Origin of the sequence: Neptuniibacter sp. 2_MG-2023 (assembly GCF_030547495.1) — a bacterium.
Classification (GTDB): domain Bacteria; phylum Pseudomonadota; class Gammaproteobacteria; order Pseudomonadales; family Balneatricaceae; genus Neptuniibacter.
In genome coordinates this window covers 43,430-65,878 of sequence record NZ_JAUOQC010000015.1, presented here as the reverse complement: position 1 = coordinate 65,878, position 22,449 = coordinate 43,430, and the positions used below count along the sequence as shown (strand labels likewise).

Here is a 22,449-nt window from a genome sequence, read left to right as displayed (position 1 = left end):
TTTTTTAAACAACATAACCAATTGATATATAAAAACAAATAAAACTAAAATACTCTCCTGCCTCCAAAAAAACTCTTCACGCTATCACTTTATAAGCACCTAAACAAAAAACCTTACCTTTCTCAAAAAAACAACATAACCTATTGAAAAACAATGGTTTTTATAAAACAAAAAACCAATACAAAAATCTATTGGCACATAAAATGCTATTTCCCCTATGAATTGATGAAAACCCAATTTCACATTAAAGCGATTAAAAAAGAACTTTGAGTGAAATCCCGTTGATAAATCTAATTATAAAATTCCACTGGGGAGTAATTATATGAACGTTAAGAAGGTATCCCAAGCTCAGCTTGGCGCAGCCAGCCCGATTAAGGCACTAACAGCTGCGATTCTTCTATCCACCACTGCTAGCACTGTATCTGCCGATATCCTAATTGGTGAAACCGATAAAACCCAATTATCGATGTACGGTATTTTAGATATTGGTATTCTTGCTCAAGATAATGTATCCACTAATGGAAGTGAGCGAGTCGATCTAGCAACTAGTGGTCTACGACAAACAGTTTTCGGTTTTAAAGGTAACCGTGAACTAGACAATGACATGAATGCTTTTTTCAACTTAGAAGCTCATTTCGATCTAGATACTGGTAGATTTCACGGTACAGGTGATGCTCCCCTCGCAGCAGGAGATGGTAGCGGAGATATTCTGTTCCGTCGTCAAGCTAATCTAGGTCTTACTGGCGACTGGGGTACAGTTATCGCTGGACGCCAGTACGGGCCGGCTCTTCTTGCTAATCTGGCAACAGAACCGCGCATCTTTAAAGAGCAGTTCTCAAACCTTTATGCTTGGGCATATAGCCAATACTTTTCTACAGTAAATAATGCTAACGCTGGCGGCCGTAACGATAACAATGATGTCGGTATTTTCTTTAATAATGCAATTCAATACCGTAACAACATTAATGGTATTGATTTTGGTGTTATGTACTCTTTTGGTGGGCAGGAAGGTTCGCAAAAAGAGGGCGAAGTTCTAGCCCTTGGTGCTGCATACACAACTGGTCCTCTTTCATTATCTGGCTCATTTCAGAATATGACGGATCAACAAACAGGTGAAGACGTAGTAACAAGCTGGGCAACCGGTGCCGCTTATAACTTGGGCGATCTTACTTTTAAGATCAACTACATGAATACTGAAAACAATGATCAAAATGGTAACGAGATCCTTGACCTTGATGCGCTAGGTATGGGCATAGATTGGAAATGGGCGGCTAAACATACAGCCACCGTTGCTTACTATATCAATGAAGATAATGCTCCGGTTACTAGTGCAGAAACTAAATCTCTAGTACTGAGTAACGAATATACTATGGGTGAATCTACTATTCTTTACGCTCAGATGGCTTACGTTGACTCTGATGCAGGTATGGGTGTTGTTTCACAATATGCAACCTCTATTGTGGCAACGCCAGCCCCTGTCGGCGAGAAAACAACACTACTCAATATAGGTGTTAATTTCGCATTCTAGACCAACTAGGGATCTACATGGTTAAGCTGATCTCTCACCCCCTTCTGAGAAAATCAATTAACCATAGCCCTATCCAAAAGCTAGCGAGTAAACCTCGCTAGCTTTTCCAATTTTAGAGCCTATGTAAAACAGCTTTGCTCTTCTATTTAAAAGTAAGTAGATCATTAAACATCATTTAGGCTAGGTTAAAAAACTGCTTAACCACAAAGAGTTTTTCAGCTAAATATAGGCCTTATCAGGTTAATCATTATCCTAAACAGTAACCCAATACTAAAACCCTGCCGACATAAATCTAAAACATCGTCTATTAAAACGCTCTCGATATATTCAGTTAACAATAGCAATCTATTTACCCAGCAAACATTGATACAGATTGCTTCTAATTTCTAAGTTTAAAACTAAGTACTAAGTCTTACTTACAGCTATTCTTAGCCCAATAATCAAGCTTGGTTAAATTTGCCCGACAAGTAATAAAAGCAGCCAACTATAGATCAAGAAAAGTCGGTGTGGAAAATAATGGGAGGGTTATTAGTTTCATATATCTGCCACCAGAATATTGCTCCAGAGCGCTTGTATTAACCTCAGATGCCAAACCAACAACATGCCTCTGGGCTTATGGTAAAAATCAATATGAAGCGATAAGCGATAAGCGATAAGCGATAAGCGATAAGCGATAAGCGATAAGCGATAAGCGATAAGCGATAAGTATCATCGCCTCAATCCAAGGTTAGATTAACACCCGCCTAAATTTTTGGCATAAAAAAGCACGCCTGAAGGCGTGCTAAAGGGTAACAACGTTTTACAAATCCGAACGGGTTAGATCTCTTTACGTTTCATTTGGTCAGCGATGTAATCTGCTTGCCTTATTGCTAAAGCAACAATCGTCAATGTTGGGTTTTCAGTACCACTTGAGGTGAACTGACTACCGTCTGATACAAACAGGTTTTTAATATCGTGAGCTTGTCCCCAGCGGTTAACTACACCATCACGTGCATGCTCACTCATACGGTTTGTACCCATATTATGGCTGGCAGGGTACGGCGGTAAGTTATTCACTTTCAGGGCCCCTACCGCATCAAACAACTCTTTTGAACGATCGTACGCATGATTTCGCATACGCGTATCATTAATATGGTCTGTTTTATAAACAACAGGTACAGGTAAACCATACTGATCTTTTTCAGTTGCATGCAGCGTTATGTTGTTTGACTCTACCGCCATATCCTCACCACAGATCCAAAAACCGGCCATGTTGCCGTAATTAGCAAGTGAATCCGCTAATTCGCGCCCCCACCCCCCTTTGCCAGGATTCAGGAATGCAGACATGAAAGGTAAACCTAAATGCAGAATCTCTAACTCATAGCCAGCAAAGTGCCCACGTGTAGGATCATTATTACTCCATTCATGCACGATACCGGGAACCACCGTACTTTTATACATATGTACAGGCTTTTCAAACTCTGCATAAACACCACCGGTAGTATGCGTCATATAGTTTTGACCCACTTGACCAGAAGAGTTAGCTAAACCATCAGGAAACATAGATGATTCAGAGTTAAGTAGCATACGAGGCGACTCAATGGAGTTACCGGCTACCGCAACAATTCGTGCTTTTTGCAGTTGCTGATTGCCATCTTTATCAGCATATAGAACACCTGTGACCTTACCCGTTTTGTCATGTTCAATACGCAATACCATAGACTGGGGACGCACTTCAACATTACCAGTCGCTTCCGCTTTTGGAATCTCCGTATACATGGTTGACCACTTGGCCCCGATACGGCAGCCCTGCATACAGAAACCGTTGACTTGACATGGTGGACGACCATCTCGTACTTCTGTATTGATCGCTAATTTTGCTTGATCACATTTAGCACCGATACGTTTAGCACCTTCAGCAACCACTTTATAATGGCTACTCTTTCCATGGTAAGGCATACCAGTAGCCTCAGTACCACAGACACCCATCTTCTTCTCAGCCTTAACATAGTAAGGTTCCATCTCTTCCAAAGACACCGGCCAGTCCAAAACGTTTGCACCTGGAACTGTGCCATTAGTCGTTTTCATTTTGAACTCATGTTCTTGAAAACGCATAGCGACACCGGCCCAATGCATAGTGGCCCCCCCTACCCCTTTAACGATCCATGCGGGAAGGTTTGGAAAATCTTCAGCAATACGTGCAGGTCCGACCACATAGCGTTTATCCAGCCATGAGATTTTTCCAAACATCTTCCATTCATCGTTTTCGATATCATCCATTTTAAAGCGCTTACCCGCTTCAAGAACAACAGAACGAATACCTTTCTGCGCAAGCTCATTCGCTAACGTACCGCCACCAGCACCAGAACCTATGATTACTACTAAGCTATCATCATTTAAATCAAATTTTGCAGACATACTTATTCTCCCGTTGCTCAAAGCCAATCAACTGCATCATAACCACGGTTGATATAACCGCCTTTTTCCCAAGCAGAACCACCAAAACCAAAAAGCGGCCATATCTCTGGGTTGTTATAGATACCCATCATTAAGGCACCTTTGATCTTCTGGAAGAACGGTGTAGGCTCGAGTATTTTGAGAACAGCAACACGCTCTTGCTCAGTTTCAATCTGGGTGAAACTCACAGCATATTTTTCAACTGAGGTGTTATCTAACAATTTAACGCCATCGACTAAGAGCTTAAAAAGCTCAGGGTCTTTTTCTGCAGATTCAGCCATTGGAGACATGACTTGCACATAATACTTATCTTCCAACGTATCATGAGGGTAGATATCACGTGCTAGTTTTAATAATGTTTCGTTAGCATCAGCACCAATTTTCTTAGCTGCAAAGCTATTCGGAGAAAACAAACCACCTCCAACAATTACAGCTGATGCACCTAATGCCAATTTTCCCGATTTAGATAAAAACTCTCTTCGATCGGAACAAGGAGTATCAGAAACATCTTGGTCAGATTTTCTAAACGAAAATAATGATTTTTTATTTTTATTCATAATACCTCCAACTCTTTACCTCACAGTAAAAAGAAAAGTTCATTGAACATTTATTTAAAATGCTTTTCAGAAAAGTCATCGATATATTTACCCAATGACAGATCCAAGCTATCAAGCATTTTTATAACGAATGCTTCCCCGCGACGATTAAGTATCTGAGAAAGCGAAATATGTTTATTAGCGATTATGAAAGGTTTCAAATTACAGGTTTTATAAAATGCGTTGGATATATTCCACATAGACGGTAAATCACCATCACATAAAATAACGGCGTGCATCAATAAAGCCATATCACTGCCATCTTCTCTTACTGCAGGATCTGTAATTTTTTTCCACCGCTGAGCAGTACCAACAAGCTTTTGGTCACCAACAACAACATTAAAGTCACCATCACAAAATGCACCATCAATAGATGAACAACTACCTGCTATATTCTGCTCTGCTAACCACTGAATGATTGCTTGGCAGATAACCTGGTAGCTATCTTTAATACTCAATTGACCTTTCTTGCACTTTAAGACGATAGAGAGATTGAGAAACCCTTCATTCTGAGGAGTTAACTCACCACCGGTGCTTCTTACAACGACAGGCCATTCCTGTTCTGCACAAAGCTCACAAGCTTGCTCAAAGTTCTCACGATGGGTTGCGCTTTTTGGCACAACCAGCGCTTGCTTACTTCGCCAAAGCGCATAACCACATTCAATATCCCCCTTAAGGACTTGATCTAATAAACTGTGCTCAAGATCCAATCCAGAAGAGATATGCATAGGCGTAGACACTTTAATCTTAGCGATACGCCTATAATTTGCCGTTACCAAGCTATTCACTTTCAATTTCCTGACAAAGATCAGAAAGGAAATCAGCAGCCGGACCACCATCAATACCACGATGATCAAAGGTTAGTGATAATCCCATCATTCTTTTTTCAGATAACTGCCCATTATCAATCACTAATTCAGTGTAAGTTTCACCTACACCTAAAATAGCCAATTGAGGTAAATTGATGATCGGAGTAAAAAACCTAACGCGGCTTCGACCTATATTAGTGAGTGTGAAGGTACCGCCCGTCATTTCAGATACAGTAAGACCGCCAGTTTTCGCTCTATGTAACGCATCGCGCCGCGCTAAAGCTCTTTCTTTAATATCTTTCTGGTCCGCAGCGAATACAGCGGGAGCCATTAATTTCCCCCCCGGTAATCCAATTGCAAAGCTCAAGTCGATATTACGGTAAACACGAATTTCACCATCTTCTATACGCCCATTCATCGTAGGATGTTTCTTCAGCGCACGAACAAGATAATCGGCTAGCAGATCTTCTATAGAGATATTAATCCCCTGTTCTGCCATTTTTTCTTTACGTAACCACATATTTTCAACTGAGCACACAGCGTGATGGGTCAGCTGAGCCGCCTCATCAAGACTGCGGCGCATATTATTAGCAATCATGCCTCTTAAGCCTTTAAGAGGCGTTATTTTAATTGCATCTGCGTCTGTATCTGTCATCTGGACCTCCTAAAGCCTACCCGATAGTGGCAACTTTCTGGCCTTTCTCAACAACATCATCAGCATCACTAATGAGGCTAAGTTTGCCGGTTGCTGGTGCTAGAAGTTCATACTGAATCTTTTCTACCATTAGCTCAGCAATCACATCGCCTTCACTAACATCACCCCCATCACTTGCTAACCAGGAGGTGATTACTGCTTCAGAGTCTTCTTCCCATAGATCTACTGGAACGATTACATCAGTCATTTTTTATACTTCCTTCATTTTGTTAAAAGCTGCGATAATTTTTTCTGGGCTTGGCAGCGCCCACTGTTCCATAGGCGGTGTAAACGGAATTGGGATATCAGGATAAGCAACACGTTGTGGTGGAGCTTTCAACGGAACACCGGCTTCAACAACCGTTGCGATAATCTCGCCCGTCATGCCATAACTGTGATAATCCTCGTCGACAACAATCAAGCGACCTGTTTTCGTCACTGACTCAATAACCGCTTCACGATCTAGTGGCACTAAAGAGCGCAGATCAAGTACTTCAGCACTGACACCCTGTTCTTCTAAAATTCGTGCGGCTTTTAAGCCATAGTGAACACCGGAAGTAATACCAACAATTGTCACATCAGTACCCGGACGCGTAACAACGGCCTTACCTAACGGCACTTCGTAATCGGCTTCAGGCACATGAACAATGGCATCCTTCTCTGTACCTAACCAACCCATCCCCTGTAGGGCTTTATGGAACATGAAAACAACGGGATTAGGATCTCGGATAGCCGCGATCATCATTCCTTTCGCATCATAAGCGTTGGAAGGAGCCACTACTTTCATACCAGGCAGATGGGCAAACGTTGCATGCACACACTGAGAATGCTGACCCGCATCGGAATACCCTCCCCCTGTGGATGTCATTAACACCATTGGCACAGTGACATTACCACCGGAGAAATAAGTGTTTTTTGCCATCATGTTGTAGATAGCGTCAAAGCACACACCAAAGAAATCGACAAACATCAATTCCACAACAGGCTTCATTCCATCTGATGCTGCACCGACTGCTGCACCGATAAAGGCAGTTTCAGAAATGGGTGTATCACGAACACGTACTGGACCAAACTCTTTATACAATCCACGCGTATTACCAAATACACCGCCGAGCTCACCGATGTCTTCACCCATAACAAATACTTTTTCATCGGTACGCATCTCTTGGGCAATTGCTTCAGCCATTGCGCGAGCGATCGTTAACTTACGTTCTTTTTCTTTTACTTGAGTCATCTCTATCTCCTAAACCTTAGTCCTGACCTGAAGGGCTTTCACATATCGCCTTAGACAAACACTTTTTCCATCGCTTCTTCAGGCGCTGGGTACTCGCTATCTCGTGCGAATTTGATCGCCTCATCAACAACCCTATGCGCATCTGCCACTAGCTGTGCATCATCCTCATCTGTCCAGCTATACACTTCAGCCAAACGCTCTTTCATGACCGGAATGGGGTCAACCTTCATTAGGGCTTCTTTTTCACCAGCAGGACGGTAAGCTTCACCATCACCCATGAAGTGGCCGGCAAGACGAGAGGTTTCAATTTCAATCAACGTAGGACCTAAACCACTGCGAGCACGATCAACCGCTAGGCCAACCGTTTTGAAAATTGCGATAGGATCATTACCAGGAATAAACTCACCCGGCATACCGTAGGAAGAGGCACGATCGGAGTTACGCTCAATAGCCGTACTTGCTCGTTTAGATACAGAGATACCCCAAGAGTTATCTTCAATAATAAAAATAACAGGTAACTTCCACACACCCGCCATATTCAGAGCTTCGTGAAAAGCGCCTTGGTTCGCAGCCCCTTCACCTAAGTAAGCAACAGCAATACCGCTTTTCTGCTGCATTACACGTGATAAAGCGGCACCGACCGCAGGACCAACACTTTGACCAATAATGCCTGAGCAAGAGAAATTAACCGCCGGATCAAAAATATGCATATGACCGCCACGGCCACCACTTAACCCTGTTGTTTTGCCAAATATCTCAGCAGCCATCCCCTTAAGATCAACACCTTTAGCAATCGCAACATGGTGGGGACGGTGGGTAGAAGTCACTACATCTTCAGCATTTAGATGTGCGCACACACCCACTGCGCAAGGTTCTTGGCCATTAGAAAGATGCATCTCACCGGGAATGGGGCCATTAGCCATGTTGAAAGCTGGAGATTTTCCCTCCATATAGATCTTCTCAATAGCTTCTTCAAAAAAACGGCTAATGAGCATGTGTTTATACATCCATTTTTCTTGTTCTTGGCTAGGTATCATCTCAAGCTCCCAAATATTCAATACTGTTTAACAACGCAATAACATCTACTCTAACCAAGGCAAACGTCATGCCATAAGCATTTAAATTAAATAAGATGTTGATTTATAAAGGATAAATTAAATATATAGCGTTAAGAATTGACTGAAGAAAAGAAGCTGACACAGTTAGTGCGACACTGTGTTCCAAAGGGGTTGGCACACAAAAACGCACATTGTACAAAAGATAAACAAGGTCGTTTAAAGACGACTTAAGACGAGGCTCATTTTATTAAGGCTAGGGATAACAAGTCATAAAAACGACTTAATAACCCTTCCCCATTTATCACTCAAGTAGCGATAAGAACGATTGATGAGTTGAAGTTAATCTATTTTTAATATGATAATTGACCCAGACCATAACAGATCCAAGGCTTATAATGACAAGCGGCATTAACTCAGGATTCAATACACTTAAACCACTTGCCCTGCGGCAAACCCCGAAGCCCATGCCCATTGAAAATTATGCCCCCCTAGATGACCCGTAACATCTAAACACTCTCCAATGAAATAAAGTCCTGGTACTTTTTTCGCTTCCATTGTTTTTTGATTGATCTCATTAGTGTCGATACCACCCAGTGTAACCTCAGCCGTTCTATAGCCTTCTGTACCTGAAGGTTTAATCGTCCAACGACGAAAAGCCTCATTGATCATCTCGAGCTGCTTATTAGAAAACGAGCCCATTACCCCACTTAATTCAAACTTGGCACATAAAATTTGCGCCATACGTTTACTCATTTGTTGAGCCATGATAGTGGTTATTTCCGCCTTTGGACGTGCACTACGCTGCTCTTTTAGCCATTCTAGTAGATCCAATTCAGGAAACAGGTCTAACTCAACATCATCACCGGGATGCCAATAGTTAGAAATTTGTAAAATCGCGGGCCCGCTCAAGCCTCGATGAGTAAACAACATCATCTCAATAAAGCTAGTTTTGATGCCTTTTTTATCAGTCACACTTGCTTGGATTAAATGAGATACGCCAGACAGTTCTTTCAGTATCTCTTTATCTTTTGGCTGCAAAGTAAAAGGTACCAATGAAGCGACGCGCGGCAGTACCTGAAGTGAATACTGCTCGGCCAGATCATATGCAAAGCTGGTCGCGCCACCGTTAGGGATCGACAGCCCACCTGTCGCAATCACAACAGATTCAGCATTTATGTTCCCATTGGACGTTTTTAAAACCCAACCATTAGCGTTTTGCTCTACAGAAGCCACTGTTGTTTCTGTTTTTATCTCAACACCGGCCCATTCGCACTCAGTCAATAACAGCTGAAGAATCTCTTTACTGGACTCATTGCAGAAAAGCTGGCCTAAGGTCTTCTCGTGATACTCAACCCCATGACGATCCACAAGGTCGATAAAATCTTGTGCTTTATAACGACTCAAGGCGGATTTACAAAAATGGGGATTCTGGGAGATGAAATTAGCTGGGGAATTATGCATATTGGTGAAGTTACAGCGTCCACCACCGGACATAAGAATTTTACGACCAATCTTCGCCGTATGCTCTAAAACAAGTACTGATCGCCCTCGATAACCGGCTGTTGCAGCGCACATCAATCCCGATGCACCAGCACCAATAATTACAACATCATACAACAACGCGCTCACCCCTAAATCAACCTAATAAGTGAAGGTTTAAAGCGCGTTAGTTTAGCATAGTGCTAATTCGCAGGTTATTTTTTATGACTACCATCGCAAGTGGGAGCGGTGTTGGCCTTTTTACATAGACATAACCAAACATCCCCCTCAACTTCAGCGGTAAAGATAACTGGATCAATCCCTGTTCCCTGATGGGAACCGTCACAGAAAGGTTGTTTCATTGAACGTCCGCAAGCACACCAAGCATAGGTTTTGCCCGCTTGTAATGCTGTTTTAATCGGTGAATTCCCCGCAGAATGAACAGGTGAATGAGTCATGAGATACTCTCCTTTCTTAATCAGAAGGCTTCTTAACGATTACCTAACCGTAGAAGAGCAATGTCCATTGAGCAAATATTGCTGGCTATAGATTTAAAAAAACGCATAGGATTTGAAGGAATACTTCAAACCAATATGCGCTTTAGTGCTATATAACGTTGAGCTATCTAACAGAGAAATTAATCTTCCTGAGCTTTCTCTTTATTCAATTTACGGATCTTATCAGCTAAGCGCGTTTTACGTTGCTCTTGAGCGCTCTCGCCCTCATTCGCTTGCTCTTTTTCCTTTTCATAGACAGACTGATGACGTTTTTTCTTCTCTAAGGCCCTACGGCGGCGACTATCATAGCTCTCCGGATCCGCTAATCGCTCTCTACGACTAGGTCCTGAATCATCAATAAACCCTTTAGCCTTACGACTTTTCTTAATACGTGCCATTTATTTTTTACCTTCACTTTCGGCAGCCAGTGCCTCAGCTTCTATTCGTTCAAGTTCAGCAATGCGACGTTTTTCCGTCCACTCCTCAACCGTTTCAAAACTAATTCGTCCTAACTTACCTGAACGTAGCTCATTAAGAAGCAACGTCGAGGCTTTGTTGCGGTCAACTATACCGCCGGGACGAAGACAGCCCCTTCTACGCCCTATTTCATCTAGTACATCTTCTGCAATAGCAGGCATTTCTTTAAATTTAAATCGCGCGATCAAACGATCGGGATAATCATCCCGAAGAAAGCCCGCTACAAAAATAGCTACATCTTCATGTTCTATCGCTGTATCTTTTATCGCACCACTGGCAGCTAAACGATAACCTGAATCTTTATCTTCAATTTTAGGCCATAAAAAACCCGGTGTATCAGAAAGCGCCATGCCATTTTGTGTTGTAAATCGCTGCTGAGTTTTAGTAACAGCCGGCTCATTTCCAACTTTAGCAATCTTCCTACCTAACAAGGCATTGATTAATGTAGATTTTCCAACATTGGGAATCCCCATAATCATAGCACGTACAGGGCGATCAGAATTAGACCGCGAAGGCACCATCTGCTTACAAATATCGGCGATACGGTTAATTAATTTTTTCTGAGTGTAATCGAGTGCCACCGCCTTAGTTTCTGGCTGATTATTAAAATATTCAAGCCATTCCTGTGTACGTTTTTCATCCGCCAGATCGCTCTTATTCAGTAATTTTAATCTAGGTTTGCCTTTACGAAGCGTATTAACCAACGGATTTTCACTAGATTGTGGCAGCCGTGCATCGATTACCTCAATAATCACATCAACTTCATCCATTACGCTAGCGATCTCTTTCCGAGCTTTATGCATATGCCCCGGAAACCAATTTATACTCATCAACAAACCCTGATAAAATTAAAGTCCCGCATTATACTGTATGGAGTCTTAATTAGCTTAAAAGAAATAAAGAGCAATAATTTTCCCTAAAGATATAATAAGCAGGCTACACTGAATATATAACCTGATCACATTATGCCGATAGATAGGGATGACCTACATTTATGGATCAAATAGAAAACTCACAAGTCTTAATGGCTCGACAGCCTATCTTTGACCGGAATCAAAAAGTTGTTGCTTACGAACTCTTATACCGGACTGAAGATGCTCAGGGACACGCTCTATTCGCAAACTCTGAAGCGACCAGTGAAGTCATTCTTAATGCCTACACCAGTATTTCTGATTCTGGCGAGCTTAAACGGGTACCTGCGTTTATCAATCTTACACGCGACATATTGGTAGAACAGCGCCTTCCCGAGGTATCTAAAAAATATATAGTGCTTGAGATACTTGAAGATATTGAGCCTGATAAAGAAGTACTAAGCGCAGTCCAAAAATTACATTCTGAAGGCTACAGAATAGCTATGGACGATTTTGTCTATAGTCCAAAATATGATGAATTATTAAAACTTGCTCATATAGTCAAAATTGATGTTTATGAGTTAAGTATGGATCAAGTACGCGAACAGGTAAAAGAACTTAAAAAACATAAAGTTACTTTACTTGCTGAAAAAATCGAAACCCATGAAGAATTAGAAACTTGTATTGAATTAGGTTTTAAGCTTTTCCAAGGGCATTTTTTAAGCAGACCTAAAGTTGTCAAAGGCAAAAAGATACAAGGTAGCCAAGTTGCGCTAATGCAATTAATACAAGAGCTGCAAAGCCCTAAAGCTACACCAGAAAAATTAGAAGAGTTAATAATGAGGGACCCAGCATTAACTTATAAGTTGCTGCGCATAGTCAATTCAGCGGGTTATAGTTTAGTGCGTCAAGTTGAGTCCATCGCGGAAGCCATCGTTCTCCTTGGTTTAGAACAAGTCAAAAAATGGGCAACCTTGATCGCAATGTCTTCAAACCAAGATAAACCTGAAGAACTATCAAGAAGCTTGCTTATTCGTGGGAGAATGTGTGAGGAGGTAGCCCGTGCAGCTAAACTAAGTAACTATGGAAGTTACTTTATGGCGGGAATGATGTCAGGTCTTCATGCAATGCTCGACATTGAGCGCGAGACAATGCTGGAACAAGTACCTCTTGGCGATGATATAAAAGAAGCGGTTAGTTTAGGTCAAGGTCCTATAGGTGCAGTACTACGTAATGTTGTGAACTATGAGAATGGTGATTGGGATTTACTGCCACCTGACTTAGATGGCAATATTTACGACAAAGCTTATCGAGCTAGCCTCGAATGGACTCAGGAATCCATGCAAGCAATGTATGAATAGACGGACTTTGTCTATATTTAGATTATCTATTTAAGGCAACAGAGTGTTGCCTTTTTTATTGCCTTTAGCCGCACGCCAAAGTTTATAATGTTTTCAACCTGAATAAGTTTTAAAATAACTAAGTAACTTCCTCAACAGTCGTGCAATAGACTGTCAGACCATAGTGTTTATCTATTTATGCCATTACCTATAGCCTCTGCCCGTTCACTCAAACACACCCGCCGCGTTATTTGTGAAGGTTTTAAACGTGAAGACGGTTTATGGGACATTGAAGCCCATCTCATCGATACAAAAACATTTAGCATGGATTATAAAGACAGGGAAAATGGCATCATTCCTCCTGGTGAGCCTTTGCATGGGATGTCTGTACGTATCACCATCGATATGGATCTCAATATACTAGATGCGGTCGCTTCAATGGATTACACCCCCTTCAGTGGCTGTAAACAGATTACCGAAGCCTATAAGCAACTTATTGGGCTGCAAATAGCACGAGGCTTTACAGGTAAAATAAAATCACTATTTTCTGGGCGCGGGGGATGCACTCACCTGCTTGAACTACTTGGACCTTTAGCAACAACGGCCTTCCAAGCAACTCACCAAGAACGTGAATTAGCAGAAAACTTCTGGCAAGATGGCGACAAAAAGCCACCTATGCTAGATACCTGCCATGCACTTGCGGCGAATGGCCCTGTAGTCAAAGAGTACTGGCCTCATTTTTATGAGCATGATAATAATAAAATAATTCCTACAAACTCAGTCAAAACAACAGAATCAACTGATGAGTTTTAACTAATAACCGTTACATGAGACTTAATTATGCTGATCCATCCAAACAAATCATGTCTATTGATTGTCGATATTCAAGATAAATTAGTCCCAGCAATTAATGAACCAACTGAACTCATCAAAAATACCCGCTGGTTAACCGAGATAGCCGCTAAAGTTAACGTGCCTATTTTAACGTCCGAGCAATACCCTCAAGGCTTAGGACACACAATACCTGAGATTGCGGAACTTATTCCTGAAGAAGGCATAATGGAAAAAGTACACTTTTCCTGCATGTCAGAACCTAGCTGCAATGAAAAAATTAACGCACTACGCCCAAACCAGGTCGTTATTGTTGGTATGGAAGCCCATGTTTGTGTTTTACAAACAGCGATTCAATTAAAGCAGCAAGCAAGAGAAGTCTACGTTGTGGCGGATTGTGTATCGTCAAGGGATCCTAAAGACAAAGCGTTAGCATTAGAACGCATGCGTCAGTGCGGTATATATATTGTAAGCCGAGAAATGGTTGCATTTGAATGGATGCAAAAAGCAGGAACAGATACGTTTAGAGAGATCAGTAAAAACTACCTAAGATAGGCTTATACTTAGCCAATCACGTTACACACTAGATTGGCTAATTTTACCGCCCTATACGCTCCTCGAGTAACTCAACGAACCGTTCAACCCGTTTTGTATTGACCCCTAGATCCGAATGCCCAACACGTGAGGCCGAACGGAAGTTAATTTCCCGAGTATCCATATCTATACGCACCTCAAAATCATCAACAAAACCCCATAAGGAGCTAGTAAAAATAGCAGAAATGTAAGTATAAGATTCTAATTGAACGTCTCCGCCAACCTCAGTAACAAGGTTTTTAACCAGAAGACTTAAAGACTCAATACTATCAACCTGTGCGGGGATCACAAAAGGCGCGACAAAATGATTTTTATCTTCAGGATACTCTGAACAGACACAGTTAGGCTTAGACTCACAAGGTGCCAAACGCCCCTCTACCAAACCGACTGCCCTGCCTTCTTTTGAGGCCATCGACATAAAACCAAAGATCAGTAAAACTGCTATAACTAGGACTGCTGCAATCCATTCCATTTTATAAAGATGCTTCCCTATCATTCCTGTCGATACCACTTTTTACATGTAAAGGGCTTCCCCTGCATATAGGCCTAAGATACCAGCTCCACCCACACAGGTATAACTAATTTAATAAGTTTATTCTTCACAAGAAGGAGCCTAGACAGACTCAGTAGCAATAATTAGATACAAAAAAAGAGCACTAATCACTCAATGCTCTTTTTTACAAATGCGGACGACTTAATCGTCTCGGCTAGTTACTTCAAGAAGGTGGTAACCAAACTGAGTTTTAATAGGGCCTTGAACAACACCGACATCACCTGTAAATACAGCTATATCAAACTCAGGAACCATCTGACCACGGCCAAAAGAGCCTAAATCTCCACCCTCACCACCAGACGGGCATGTAGAGTGTTTTTTTGCGGCTTCAGCAAAGTCAGTACCTGACTCAATTTCAGCTTTAAGCTGGTTACATTTTTCTTCAGTATCGACCAAAATGTGACGTGCAGTTGCGCGAGTCATCATTTAACTCCTATTTTAATATTCAGTTTTGAGAACACTACCTGCCTACCTAAACTTAGTCCAGTCACAACTGTTCTGGAGTTTAAAATAAACCGTTTTAGCACAGTAATAGAGATGCACTTTTCCTCTTTACCCATTATTAAGAGTGGACAGACTAGTCAAAAGCAAACAACATAATGTTTACGTAATTCCCCAAGAGTCTGTAAAAATCATCTCTTTTAGCTGCGTTCGCTTTTCCCACTCAGCCAGCTCAAGCTCAGGTTTTTTTAAAAACTCAGAAACATAACCTACGCATAAGTAAGCTACAGGCACAACGCTATCCGGTAAATTCAAAAGTTCACTAAGGGTTTCTTTTTCTATAATTGAAACCCATCCCACACCCACATTTTCAGCACGCGCAGCCAACCAAAAATTTTGAACGGCGCACACCGTACTATATAGATCCATCTCAACTTGATGAGTTTTACCTAAAACCACAGGTCCACCCCGTTCACGATCACATGTAATACAAACGTTAAGTGGAGTATCAAGGATTCCCTGTAGCTTTAGGCTTTGGTATTTATTACGGCGTTCACCTTCAAACATCTGTGCCGCTTCATCGTTAGCGGAAACGAAAGCTTCATAAATTTTCTGCCGCTTTTGCGGATCACGAATAAGAATAAAGTTCCAAGGCTGAGATAAACCAACAGAAGGCGCATGGTGAGCCGCATGTAATATATTGGTTAATACATCATCAGGGATCTCATCAGCTAGAAACTGGCCACGGACATCACGACGTCCATATAAAACATCATAAAAATGCTCCCGTGCTTGCGGTGTTATATTCTGCTGCTTCTGATCATTATTGGAAGGCATTAAATCACTCGGTATAAGTTATATAAACTCACAGGATAATAGCTATTAATAATAGAAAACCTATACATTAGGCAAGAAACTTAAGACTACTTCATCTTCAATAAAATAGAAAAACAGGCTTGGGCCTAACGATAAGCTAGATCCAAGCCTGTTAAAATTTCTCAATCGGTTGCAACTACAGTCTAGATTACTTAATCCTAAATAACTTAAGCCGCAGAATTTATTGTAGAGCCACTCTGTTCAATCAATGCCGCATGCAACGCTATCACCGCTTGCTCATAGTCTTCCTCAGAAACCACACATTGCATCTCAACCTGACGAATAGATTGATGTAATGCCATCACATTGATGCCTGCTTCTGCTAATGCACTAACAGTACGAGCCAAAATACCTTTTACTTTCATATGAGAGCCTATAGCAGACACTATAGCCAAATTATGTAAGCGAATCTGACCTTCGGGATACATCTCTTCCATAAGACGTGTGGCACGATTAACCATTTTACGAGAGCCACCTACATAATAGGTAATACTGTTAGCATCGGCATCTTTATTAATCACATAAAGCTTCAGTTGTGAAAGCAGTTTAGATATCTCAATATCATAAGCAGCATCACCCAACATCTCTTGGTCAAATATTTCAATGCCAAAAACATCTTTACGCCCAGCAACAATCTCAACACGAGGTGTATCGCTATGATATTCCTGGCTAATTATTGTCCCTTCATGTTCAGGCTCAAATGCATTTTTAATACGCAATTTTACGCCATTACGGCGTAGACCTTTGGCCGCTTTAGGGTGAATCGCCTCCATACCTAGATTCGATAACTGATCAGCCACATCATAGTTAGTTGCACCTATAGTCATCACATTATCAGGCCCAACCAACATAGGGTCCGCCGAACTTAGATGATACTCTTTATGAATAATCGCTTCGTTCGCACCGGTTACTGTAGCGATCATACTAAACGTCATCTCACTGTAACCACGATCAAAGGTTTTCATTAACCCTTCTTCGCAATGCGTATAACCTGTCGCTATCAACATTTCACTTGCAATATCAACATCTGAAAACTGCTGCTGAATCATCTCTTCAAAAGGAAGAGGCTGATCCATATGCCAACCGGTGAGATCAACAAAACGTGCATTAATACCTGCTTTTCGCAAGGCAAGTACCGAATTATATGCGCTGTGAGCCTCACCGATTGAGGCCAGCATCTCACGCACTTTCATCAAGTGTTCTTCTAACTGAAAATGCCCATAGGTACACAAGTGATGTAAGCTTTTCATACAATCACGAACATCATTAAGACGCTCGATTACAAAGCTATCAGCGGCATTACGCTCAAACTCTGCATCGGTAAAAAGTTCAGCATTAATCTCTTCCATACGCGCTTGAACTTTATTTAGCTCATCAACCCAAGCTTGTTCAGACTCAGCATTAGCGAACCGTGCATAAACCCCAGGTTCACCTGTTTTTTTATGCTCTAGAAGGTAATTGGTAATCCCTCCATACGCAGACACAACAAAAATTCGGTTATACAGTTCCCCTGGTGCTGTGCGTTTGCCCACCAGAATAGTGTCCATCAACTCCTCAAAGCGGCTCATTGAAGTTCCGCCGATCTTCTCAACTGTATGCATCGTTTTTCCGAATATTACTGGTTGGACTTTGGGTCTAGCCAAAGAAAAAATTGGGCACAAATTTTACATTAATATGATCTTTTTGTGATCTTTTTTTTCAAACCTTAAGCAAAAAAAGCCCTGTAGCGACTAAGTTACAGGGCTTTATTAAATCTGGTTATACCTTTAGCTAAATATACCTTTAAACATAAAGAAGAACATAATAGCCAAAGCAGCGCCTGCGGGAAGTGTGACAACCCAAGACACAAAGATCGTACCTACAATCCGCATATTTAACGCGGCCATACCTCGCGCTAAACCAACACCTAAAACGGCCCCTACTAAAGTATGCGTAGTTGAGATAGGCAATCCCGTACCTGAAGCGAATACAACGGTTGTTGCAGCTGCTAGAGTGGCAGCAAAACCACGACTTGGCGTTAATTCAGTGATATTACTACCGACTGTTGCAATAACCTTATGGCCATACATAATTAGCCCTGCAACAATACCTGCACCACCCAATAGCAAGATCCATACAGGCATGGCCGTTTTCTGTGCCACCTCCCCCCCTGCAGCAACAACCCCAACGACCGCAGCCAAAGGACCAACCGCATTGGCAACATCATTAGAACCATGAGCAAATGCCATAGCACAGGCCGTAAACATCATCAAAATACCAAACAGCTTCTCAACACTCGCAAAGTGATGGTCACGATCAGCTTCTGGGTCAGGTTGAATGTTTTTCTGCATCTGTATGCCGATTAACATCACGACAACCCCAATACCTAATGATGCCAGCGCGCTCTCAGTCCAACTAAAATCAAGCCCTACATGTTTCAGGCCTTTAGTGAAGGTCACCATAGAGACCATAAATCCGACTAGGAAAGTATAAAAAGGGATATATTTTTTAGCATTTGTAAAAGGATCTTTTGTATCTAGAACTAAGCGTTGCACACTCCTAAACAGGAAGAAGGCAATCAAACCCGCGGTAACCGGTGAAACAACCCAACTTGCGACAATCTTAGTGACCTTACCCCAGTTAACCGCATCAACAGAGATACCCACTGCAGCAAAACCAACGATGGCACCTACAATCGAATGGGTTGTGGAAACGGGCCAGCCAAAATGCGTTGCAACCAGTAACCAGATACCCGCAGCTAAAAGCGCTGAAAGCATACCAAACACCAGTAACTCGGGTGTTCCTGCTAATAGACCTGGGTCGATAATACCTTTACGAATTGTTGCCGTAACGGCGCCACCGGCTAAATAAGCACCCAAAAACTCAAACATAATCGCGATCATAATCGCTTGTTTAAGTGTTAACGCCCTTGAACCTACCGAAGTACCCATTGCATTGGCAACATCATTTGCACCAACACCCCAAGCCATAAAGAAACCAAATACGCATGCAAGAATAACGATTATGTCGCCGTACTGAGCAATAATTTCCATTCTAATAACCTACCGAATTAACGAGCGACGAGTAGCTGCAAGCGGCTACCGACTTGTTGAGCACGATCAGCTAGATCACCTATCAAAGTAATCACCTGATATAAAAACATGACATCAATTGGCGGTAACTCTTTCTCAACACTGAATAACTTTGCACGAATATCTCTCTCGTGCTCATCAGTACGGTGCTCCAACGCATCTAATTGATCTAACATCTTCTCAATCACATTGATTTCATGGCCACCAAAACCGCTATTGACCAGTTCATCAAGTTCATTAAGTGCTGTTAGTGCCTGATCTGATGTTTCAAGCGCAACTCGAACATACTCCGTCATATCCGACTGTATAATTGCAGGAACAGACATTTCTCGGCCAAGCATTAGGCCTGAGATATCTTTAGCCCTATTAGCAATCTTGTCCTGCATTCTTAAAACTTCTAATAGATCTGTGCGAGGCACCGGTAGGAAAATGCTTTTCGGTAGATTCTGGCGAATCTCTTTTTTCATTGCATCAGCATCGCCTTCAAGTATGGCGATCTTTCTTTGAATTTTTTTAGCCTCTTCCCAATCATCAGCCATTACAGCTTCAAAAAAAGGAATTAGCTCTATCGCACATTCTTGCGCTTTAGCGATGTGTTCCTGCATAGGTTTGAACGGCGAACGCGCAAACATCTGCAAAAATGGATTATTGGTGGAGACCATACAACGCACCCTAATGAGTCGAAAAAACATTTTTGAGCAGAAAAAACAAAATGCTCAGGCGCGCGAATTATGACGGATTTGTTACGCTGAGTAATTACAGTTTTGTGACAATTTGGCAATTAATTGACAAAAAAATGATTTTTTTTGATTTCACACACACAGCTGATATACATAGCCCATAACTTGCATTCGCAAAGCATACCAATGTATATACATAAGCTTATTTACCTAGAGTCTCACAAATTAGTGCTGCTCAATTCAAAAAAGTGGCCGCAATACATTCATACTGACGAAATCCCTGCTTGAGCCAAAAAGAAGCAGCGATACTATTATCAGGATGCCAACCAACTTGCACAGAGGTCGCTCCCTGTGCCAGCAACCACTCCTTTGCGTACTTAACCAAGGCGGTACCAATTTGATGGCGGCGCATGAGAGGATTAACCCAAAGATTAAAAAGAACCCCGCTCTCTGGTTGATCATATCCCCGCTGCGTGTTTTGAATAACGGCTATCGTGCCGCATATTTCATTATTTTTATTAACAGCAACGCACACTTCGGCCTCATCTTTAGCTAAACACCCTTGTAATGTGCTTTTAAGATGGACTCTCTGTTCATCCAATAGCGGTTTGCCAAAGGGATTGAAGTGATAACTCGGTAGTTCACAGATTAAATGTTCCCACATAGGATAAACAATATCCCATTCATCTGCTTTTACACTTAACACTTTAATATCAGACGAGATTGAATTCACGGCAAAACACCTTCATAAATAACTATGTGTGGATTTCAAAATTAAGCCCTTATATAAAGCTTACAAAGTCACAATAGCTAGGGAATACAATAAAGGATTTTCTAAGCACTTTAAATTTAGATCTAGATACAAAAATGCCCAGCTTAAGCTGGGCATTCTCTCTAGATAACTGATCTTATTGAACGAGTGTCATCTCTTCTTCATCATAATCTTCATCAAAAGTTTCGGCGTCAGCAGACTCTGTTGCAGGTTTCTGCACACCTTTCTTGTTAACATTTTTCTGATGAATTTTATCTAGCTGGCGATCAATTTTATCCGCTAGAGTATCAAGTGCTGCATATAAATTATCAGCGCTCGCTTTAGCAAATATATCTTTGCCCGCAATATGAATAGTCGCTTCTGCTAACTCCTCTCGATCATTTTTTTCCAAAATAACATGGGCGCTAGTAATAACTTCATAACGCTCCTGACTGTTGTTTAGCCACGCTTCTACTTTATCTTTCATATTGTCAGAAACTTTAGCATTGCGGTGAGTGATTTTAATGTTCATATGTAAATCCTTAATGCAATGTTGCTATTAGGGGACTCAATTAAACTGCTTTTCAACATCCCCTCTACACTTACAGTAGTACCACTCCCACAGAGGATTACAAGCACTTTATTTACATCTAGATAAAATAATTAATCTCTTCAAAAAAATTGAGCATTCTCTGTTCAATTATCCGCTTTTGATTGTTTATTTTTGCGAGAAACAGCTGAAAGAACACCTGCGCTAATAATTAAAACGACACCAATAATGCTATTTAGATCAAGCACCTCTTGCCAAAACAGCCAACCAAAGAGAGCTGCGAACACAACCGATGAGTATGTATAAGGCCCTAACTGACCAGCGGGCGCTAATCCGTAGCCTTTACTCAATAATAACTGGGCAATGGTTGAGGTTAGAGCAACACAAAGGAGCCACCCACAAGCGGCCAATGAGGGCGTTACCCAATTAAGTATCGCAGGAACAAACGCCAACACTGTACTAAAAAATGCAAAATAGAAAACAACCTGCTGCGGAGATTCACTGATACTCATCCGGCGGACAATCACTTTTGCCAATGCGCCTAACATGGCACCAAACAGGGCAATTAACACAGCGATATTAATCGTTTGGTCGGTAGGATTTAAAATAAGAAAGACACCGCAAAAACCAATAAAAATGGCAATTTTAACCCTGTTACCAATACGCTCCCTTAGCCAGAAAAAAGCAATCAAAGGCACAAAGAAAGGCGCGGTTTGTTTGATAAGGGCAGCTTCGGCCAAAGGTAAATTTCCCCATGCATAATACAAACACATCATTGCGGTAACGCCGACTGCTGCACGGGCAAAATGTAAATGTACATTTTGAGTATAAATGCGACGTAGACCGACACTATATAACCAAGGAAGTAAAAGTAACAATGCAAAAAGGTTACGCGCAAGGACAATTACTTCGGTTGGTAACTCACCACTTAATTGTTTAATGAGCATCCCTGAGAGCACTAAAAAAAACTCCGATAGGATAATCAGTAGCGCTCCACGATAAAGCGGATTGGTAGACATATATATGGCCAAACAAAAAAGCCCCTGTATTTAGGGGCTGTAGGTAATGTAATCACTTAACGAGCGTCAGCCACTTAATTTATC

24 protein-coding genes are annotated in these 22,449 nt (G+C 41.6%); 4 read left to right on the top strand and 20 right to left on the bottom strand.

Features of this window, described 5'->3' with window-relative positions; all coding sequences use genetic code 11:
* Nucleotides 1-322: 322 nt before the first annotated feature.
* Nucleotides 323-1,528, top strand: a complete 1,206-nt coding sequence (locus Q4486_RS13640) for a porin (protein ID WP_303415105.1) — start codon at nt 323-325, stop codon at nt 1,526-1,528.
* An 816-nt stretch (nt 1,529-2,344) separates the two neighbouring features.
* On the opposite strand, the gene Q4486_RS13635 is transcribed toward Q4486_RS13640, so the two are convergent.
* The 11 genes from Q4486_RS13635 to ylqF form a co-directional block, all read right to left on the bottom strand.
* Nucleotides 2,345-3,925 (bottom strand): GMC family oxidoreductase, encoded by a 1,581-nt coding sequence (locus Q4486_RS13635; protein WP_303415107.1) that lies wholly within the window; start codon nt 3,923-3,925, stop codon nt 2,345-2,347.
* Nucleotides 3,926-3,942: 17 nt separating this feature from the next.
* Nucleotides 3,943-4,521: a gluconate 2-dehydrogenase subunit 3 family protein gene (locus Q4486_RS13630; RefSeq protein WP_303519798.1), complete on the bottom strand. Its 579-nt coding sequence runs from the start codon at nt 4,519-4,521 to the stop codon at nt 3,943-3,945.
* A 50-nt stretch (nt 4,522-4,571) separates the two neighbouring features.
* Nucleotides 4,572-5,348, bottom strand: coding sequence for a lipoate--protein ligase family protein (locus Q4486_RS13625; RefSeq protein ID WP_303519797.1), 777 nt, complete (start codon nt 5,346-5,348; stop codon nt 4,572-4,574).
* Complete coding sequence (locus Q4486_RS13620) at nt 5,341-6,024, bottom strand: 2-oxo acid dehydrogenase subunit E2 (RefSeq protein ID WP_303415111.1); 684 nt, start codon at nt 6,022-6,024, stop codon at nt 5,341-5,343. Before Q4486_RS13620 ends, Q4486_RS13625 begins: the two co-directional genes overlap by 8 nt.
* A 16-nt stretch (nt 6,025-6,040) precedes the next feature.
* Nucleotides 6,041-6,271 carry a biotin/lipoyl-containing protein gene (locus tag Q4486_RS13615; RefSeq protein WP_303415112.1) on the bottom strand — a complete coding sequence of 77 codons (231 nt, stop codon included), beginning with the start codon at nt 6,269-6,271 and terminating at the stop codon, nt 6,041-6,043.
* Between the two features lie 3 nt (nt 6,272-6,274).
* A complete protein-coding gene (locus Q4486_RS13610; protein WP_303415113.1) occupies nt 6,275-7,297 on the bottom strand; it encodes an alpha-ketoacid dehydrogenase subunit beta in 1,023 nt (340 codons plus the stop codon).
* A 50-nt stretch (nt 7,298-7,347) separates the two neighbouring features.
* Nucleotides 7,348-8,334: a thiamine pyrophosphate-dependent dehydrogenase E1 component subunit alpha gene (locus Q4486_RS13605; protein ID WP_303519795.1), complete on the bottom strand. Its 987-nt coding sequence runs from the start codon at nt 8,332-8,334 to the stop codon at nt 7,348-7,350.
* Between the two features lie 450 nt (nt 8,335-8,784).
* On the bottom strand, nt 8,785-9,975 hold the full coding sequence (locus Q4486_RS13600; RefSeq protein WP_303519812.1) for an NAD(P)/FAD-dependent oxidoreductase: 1,191 nt from the start codon (nt 9,973-9,975) through the stop codon (nt 8,785-8,787).
* Nucleotides 9,976-10,049: 74 nt separating this feature from the next.
* Nucleotides 10,050-10,292, bottom strand: coding sequence for a CDGSH iron-sulfur domain-containing protein (locus Q4486_RS13595; protein WP_303519794.1), 243 nt, complete (start codon nt 10,290-10,292; stop codon nt 10,050-10,052).
* Between the two features lie 179 nt (nt 10,293-10,471).
* The gene (locus Q4486_RS13590) at nt 10,472-10,729 is read right to left on the bottom strand and encodes a hypothetical protein (RefSeq protein ID WP_303415117.1); all 258 of its coding nucleotides are present in this window, start codon (nt 10,727-10,729) and stop codon (nt 10,472-10,474) included.
* The gene (gene ylqF / locus Q4486_RS13585; RefSeq protein ID WP_303415118.1) at nt 10,730-11,638 is read right to left on the bottom strand and encodes a ribosome biogenesis GTPase YlqF; all 909 of its coding nucleotides are present in this window, start codon (nt 11,636-11,638) and stop codon (nt 10,730-10,732) included.
* 164 nt (nt 11,639-11,802) lie between these two features.
* Between ylqF and Q4486_RS13580 the strand changes: the two genes are divergently transcribed.
* The 3 genes from Q4486_RS13580 to Q4486_RS13570 all read left to right on the top strand — a co-directional run bounded on the left by Q4486_RS13580 (nt 11,803) and on the right by Q4486_RS13570 (nt 14,385).
* Nucleotides 11,803-13,020: an EAL and HDOD domain-containing protein gene (locus tag Q4486_RS13580; protein ID WP_303415119.1), complete on the top strand. Its 1,218-nt coding sequence runs from the start codon at nt 11,803-11,805 to the stop codon at nt 13,018-13,020.
* Between the two features lie 177 nt (nt 13,021-13,197).
* On the top strand, nt 13,198-13,812 hold the full coding sequence (locus Q4486_RS13575; RefSeq protein WP_303415120.1) for a DUF2889 domain-containing protein: 615 nt from the start codon (nt 13,198-13,200) through the stop codon (nt 13,810-13,812).
* Between the two features lie 27 nt (nt 13,813-13,839).
* Nucleotides 13,840-14,385, top strand: coding sequence for a hydrolase (locus tag Q4486_RS13570; RefSeq protein ID WP_303415122.1), 546 nt, complete (start codon nt 13,840-13,842; stop codon nt 14,383-14,385).
* A 43-nt stretch (nt 14,386-14,428) separates the two neighbouring features.
* Here Q4486_RS13570 and Q4486_RS13565 read toward each other — a convergent pair whose 3' ends face one another.
* From Q4486_RS13565 to Q4486_RS13525, 9 genes are all read right to left on the bottom strand, one after another.
* On the bottom strand, nt 14,429-14,920 hold the full coding sequence (locus Q4486_RS13565; protein WP_303415123.1) for a DUF1499 domain-containing protein: 492 nt from the start codon (nt 14,918-14,920) through the stop codon (nt 14,429-14,431).
* Nucleotides 14,921-15,118: 198 nt separating this feature from the next.
* On the bottom strand, nt 15,119-15,400 hold the full coding sequence (locus Q4486_RS13560; RefSeq protein WP_303519811.1) for a peptidylprolyl isomerase: 282 nt from the start codon (nt 15,398-15,400) through the stop codon (nt 15,119-15,121).
* A 180-nt stretch (nt 15,401-15,580) separates the two neighbouring features.
* Entirely contained in the window at nt 15,581-16,255 is a 675-nt protein-coding gene (gene bluB / locus Q4486_RS13555; RefSeq protein ID WP_303519793.1) for a 5,6-dimethylbenzimidazole synthase, read from the bottom strand.
* A gap of 206 nt (nt 16,256-16,461) precedes the next feature.
* Nucleotides 16,462-17,895 (bottom strand): aspartate kinase, encoded by a 1,434-nt coding sequence (locus Q4486_RS13550; RefSeq protein WP_303519792.1) that lies wholly within the window; start codon nt 17,893-17,895, stop codon nt 16,462-16,464.
* A gap of 165 nt (nt 17,896-18,060) precedes the next feature.
* The gene (locus tag Q4486_RS13545) at nt 18,061-19,326 is read right to left on the bottom strand and encodes an inorganic phosphate transporter (RefSeq protein ID WP_303415130.1); all 1,266 of its coding nucleotides are present in this window, start codon (nt 19,324-19,326) and stop codon (nt 18,061-18,063) included.
* 17 nt (nt 19,327-19,343) lie between these two features.
* Nucleotides 19,344-20,027, bottom strand: a complete 684-nt coding sequence (locus Q4486_RS13540) for a TIGR00153 family protein (RefSeq protein WP_303415131.1) — start codon at nt 20,025-20,027, stop codon at nt 19,344-19,346.
* 253 nt (nt 20,028-20,280) lie between these two features.
* Nucleotides 20,281-20,778, bottom strand: coding sequence for a GNAT family N-acetyltransferase (locus tag Q4486_RS13535; RefSeq protein WP_303415133.1), 498 nt, complete (start codon nt 20,776-20,778; stop codon nt 20,281-20,283).
* A gap of 175 nt (nt 20,779-20,953) precedes the next feature.
* A complete protein-coding gene (raiA, locus tag Q4486_RS13530) occupies nt 20,954-21,328 on the bottom strand; it encodes a ribosome-associated translation inhibitor RaiA (RefSeq protein ID WP_303415134.1) in 375 nt (124 codons plus the stop codon).
* A gap of 164 nt (nt 21,329-21,492) precedes the next feature.
* Nucleotides 21,493-22,365, bottom strand: a complete 873-nt coding sequence (locus Q4486_RS13525; RefSeq protein ID WP_303519790.1) for a DMT family transporter — start codon at nt 22,363-22,365, stop codon at nt 21,493-21,495.
* Nucleotides 22,366-22,449 lie beyond the last annotated feature (84 nt).

Bases quoted from the DNA above. Each gene is read 5' to 3' on its own strand.
- Q4486_RS13640 (WP_303415105.1), top strand. From the start codon at position 323: ATGAACGTTAAGAAGGTATCCCAAGCTCAGCTTGGCGCAGCCAGCCCG.
- Q4486_RS13635 (WP_303415107.1), bottom strand. From the start codon at position 3,925: ATGTCTGCAAAATTTGATTTAAATGATGATAGCTTAGTAGTAATCATA.
- Q4486_RS13630 (WP_303519798.1), bottom strand. From the start codon at position 4,521: ATGAATAAAAATAAAAAATCATTATTTTCGTTTAGAAAATCTGACCAA.
- Q4486_RS13620 (WP_303415111.1), bottom strand. From the start codon at position 6,024: ATGACAGATACAGACGCAGATGCAATTAAAATAACGCCTCTTAAAGGC.
- Q4486_RS13615 (WP_303415112.1), bottom strand. From the start codon at position 6,271: ATGACTGATGTAATCGTTCCAGTAGATCTATGGGAAGAAGACTCTGAA.
- Q4486_RS13610 (WP_303415113.1), bottom strand. From the start codon at position 7,297: ATGACTCAAGTAAAAGAAAAAGAACGTAAGTTAACGATCGCTCGCGCA.
- Q4486_RS13605 (WP_303519795.1), bottom strand. From the start codon at position 8,334: ATGATACCTAGCCAAGAACAAGAAAAATGGATGTATAAACACATGCTC.
- Q4486_RS13595 (WP_303519794.1), bottom strand. From the start codon at position 10,292: ATGACTCATTCACCTGTTCATTCTGCGGGGAATTCACCGATTAAAACA.
- Q4486_RS13590 (WP_303415117.1), bottom strand. From the start codon at position 10,729: ATGGCACGTATTAAGAAAAGTCGTAAGGCTAAAGGGTTTATTGATGAT.
- ylqF (WP_303415118.1), bottom strand. From the start codon at position 11,638: ATGAGTATAAATTGGTTTCCGGGGCATATGCATAAAGCTCGGAAAGAG.
- Q4486_RS13580 (WP_303415119.1), top strand. From the start codon at position 11,803: ATGGATCAAATAGAAAACTCACAAGTCTTAATGGCTCGACAGCCTATC.
- Q4486_RS13575 (WP_303415120.1), top strand. From the start codon at position 13,198: ATGCCATTACCTATAGCCTCTGCCCGTTCACTCAAACACACCCGCCGC.
- Q4486_RS13570 (WP_303415122.1), top strand. From the start codon at position 13,840: ATGCTGATCCATCCAAACAAATCATGTCTATTGATTGTCGATATTCAA.
- Q4486_RS13565 (WP_303415123.1), bottom strand. From the start codon at position 14,920: ATGATAGGGAAGCATCTTTATAAAATGGAATGGATTGCAGCAGTCCTA.
- Q4486_RS13560 (WP_303519811.1), bottom strand. From the start codon at position 15,400: ATGACTCGCGCAACTGCACGTCACATTTTGGTCGATACTGAAGAAAAA.
- bluB (WP_303519793.1), bottom strand. From the start codon at position 16,255: ATGCCTTCCAATAATGATCAGAAGCAGCAGAATATAACACCGCAAGCA.
- Q4486_RS13550 (WP_303519792.1), bottom strand. From the start codon at position 17,895: ATGCATACAGTTGAGAAGATCGGCGGAACTTCAATGAGCCGCTTTGAG.
- Q4486_RS13545 (WP_303415130.1), bottom strand. From the start codon at position 19,326: ATGGAAATTATTGCTCAGTACGGCGACATAATCGTTATTCTTGCATGC.
- Q4486_RS13540 (WP_303415131.1), bottom strand. From the start codon at position 20,027: ATGGTCTCCACCAATAATCCATTTTTGCAGATGTTTGCGCGTTCGCCG.
- raiA (WP_303415134.1), bottom strand. From the start codon at position 21,328: ATGAACATTAAAATCACTCACCGCAATGCTAAAGTTTCTGACAATATG.
- Q4486_RS13525 (WP_303519790.1), bottom strand. From the start codon at position 22,365: ATGTCTACCAATCCGCTTTATCGTGGAGCGCTACTGATTATCCTATCG.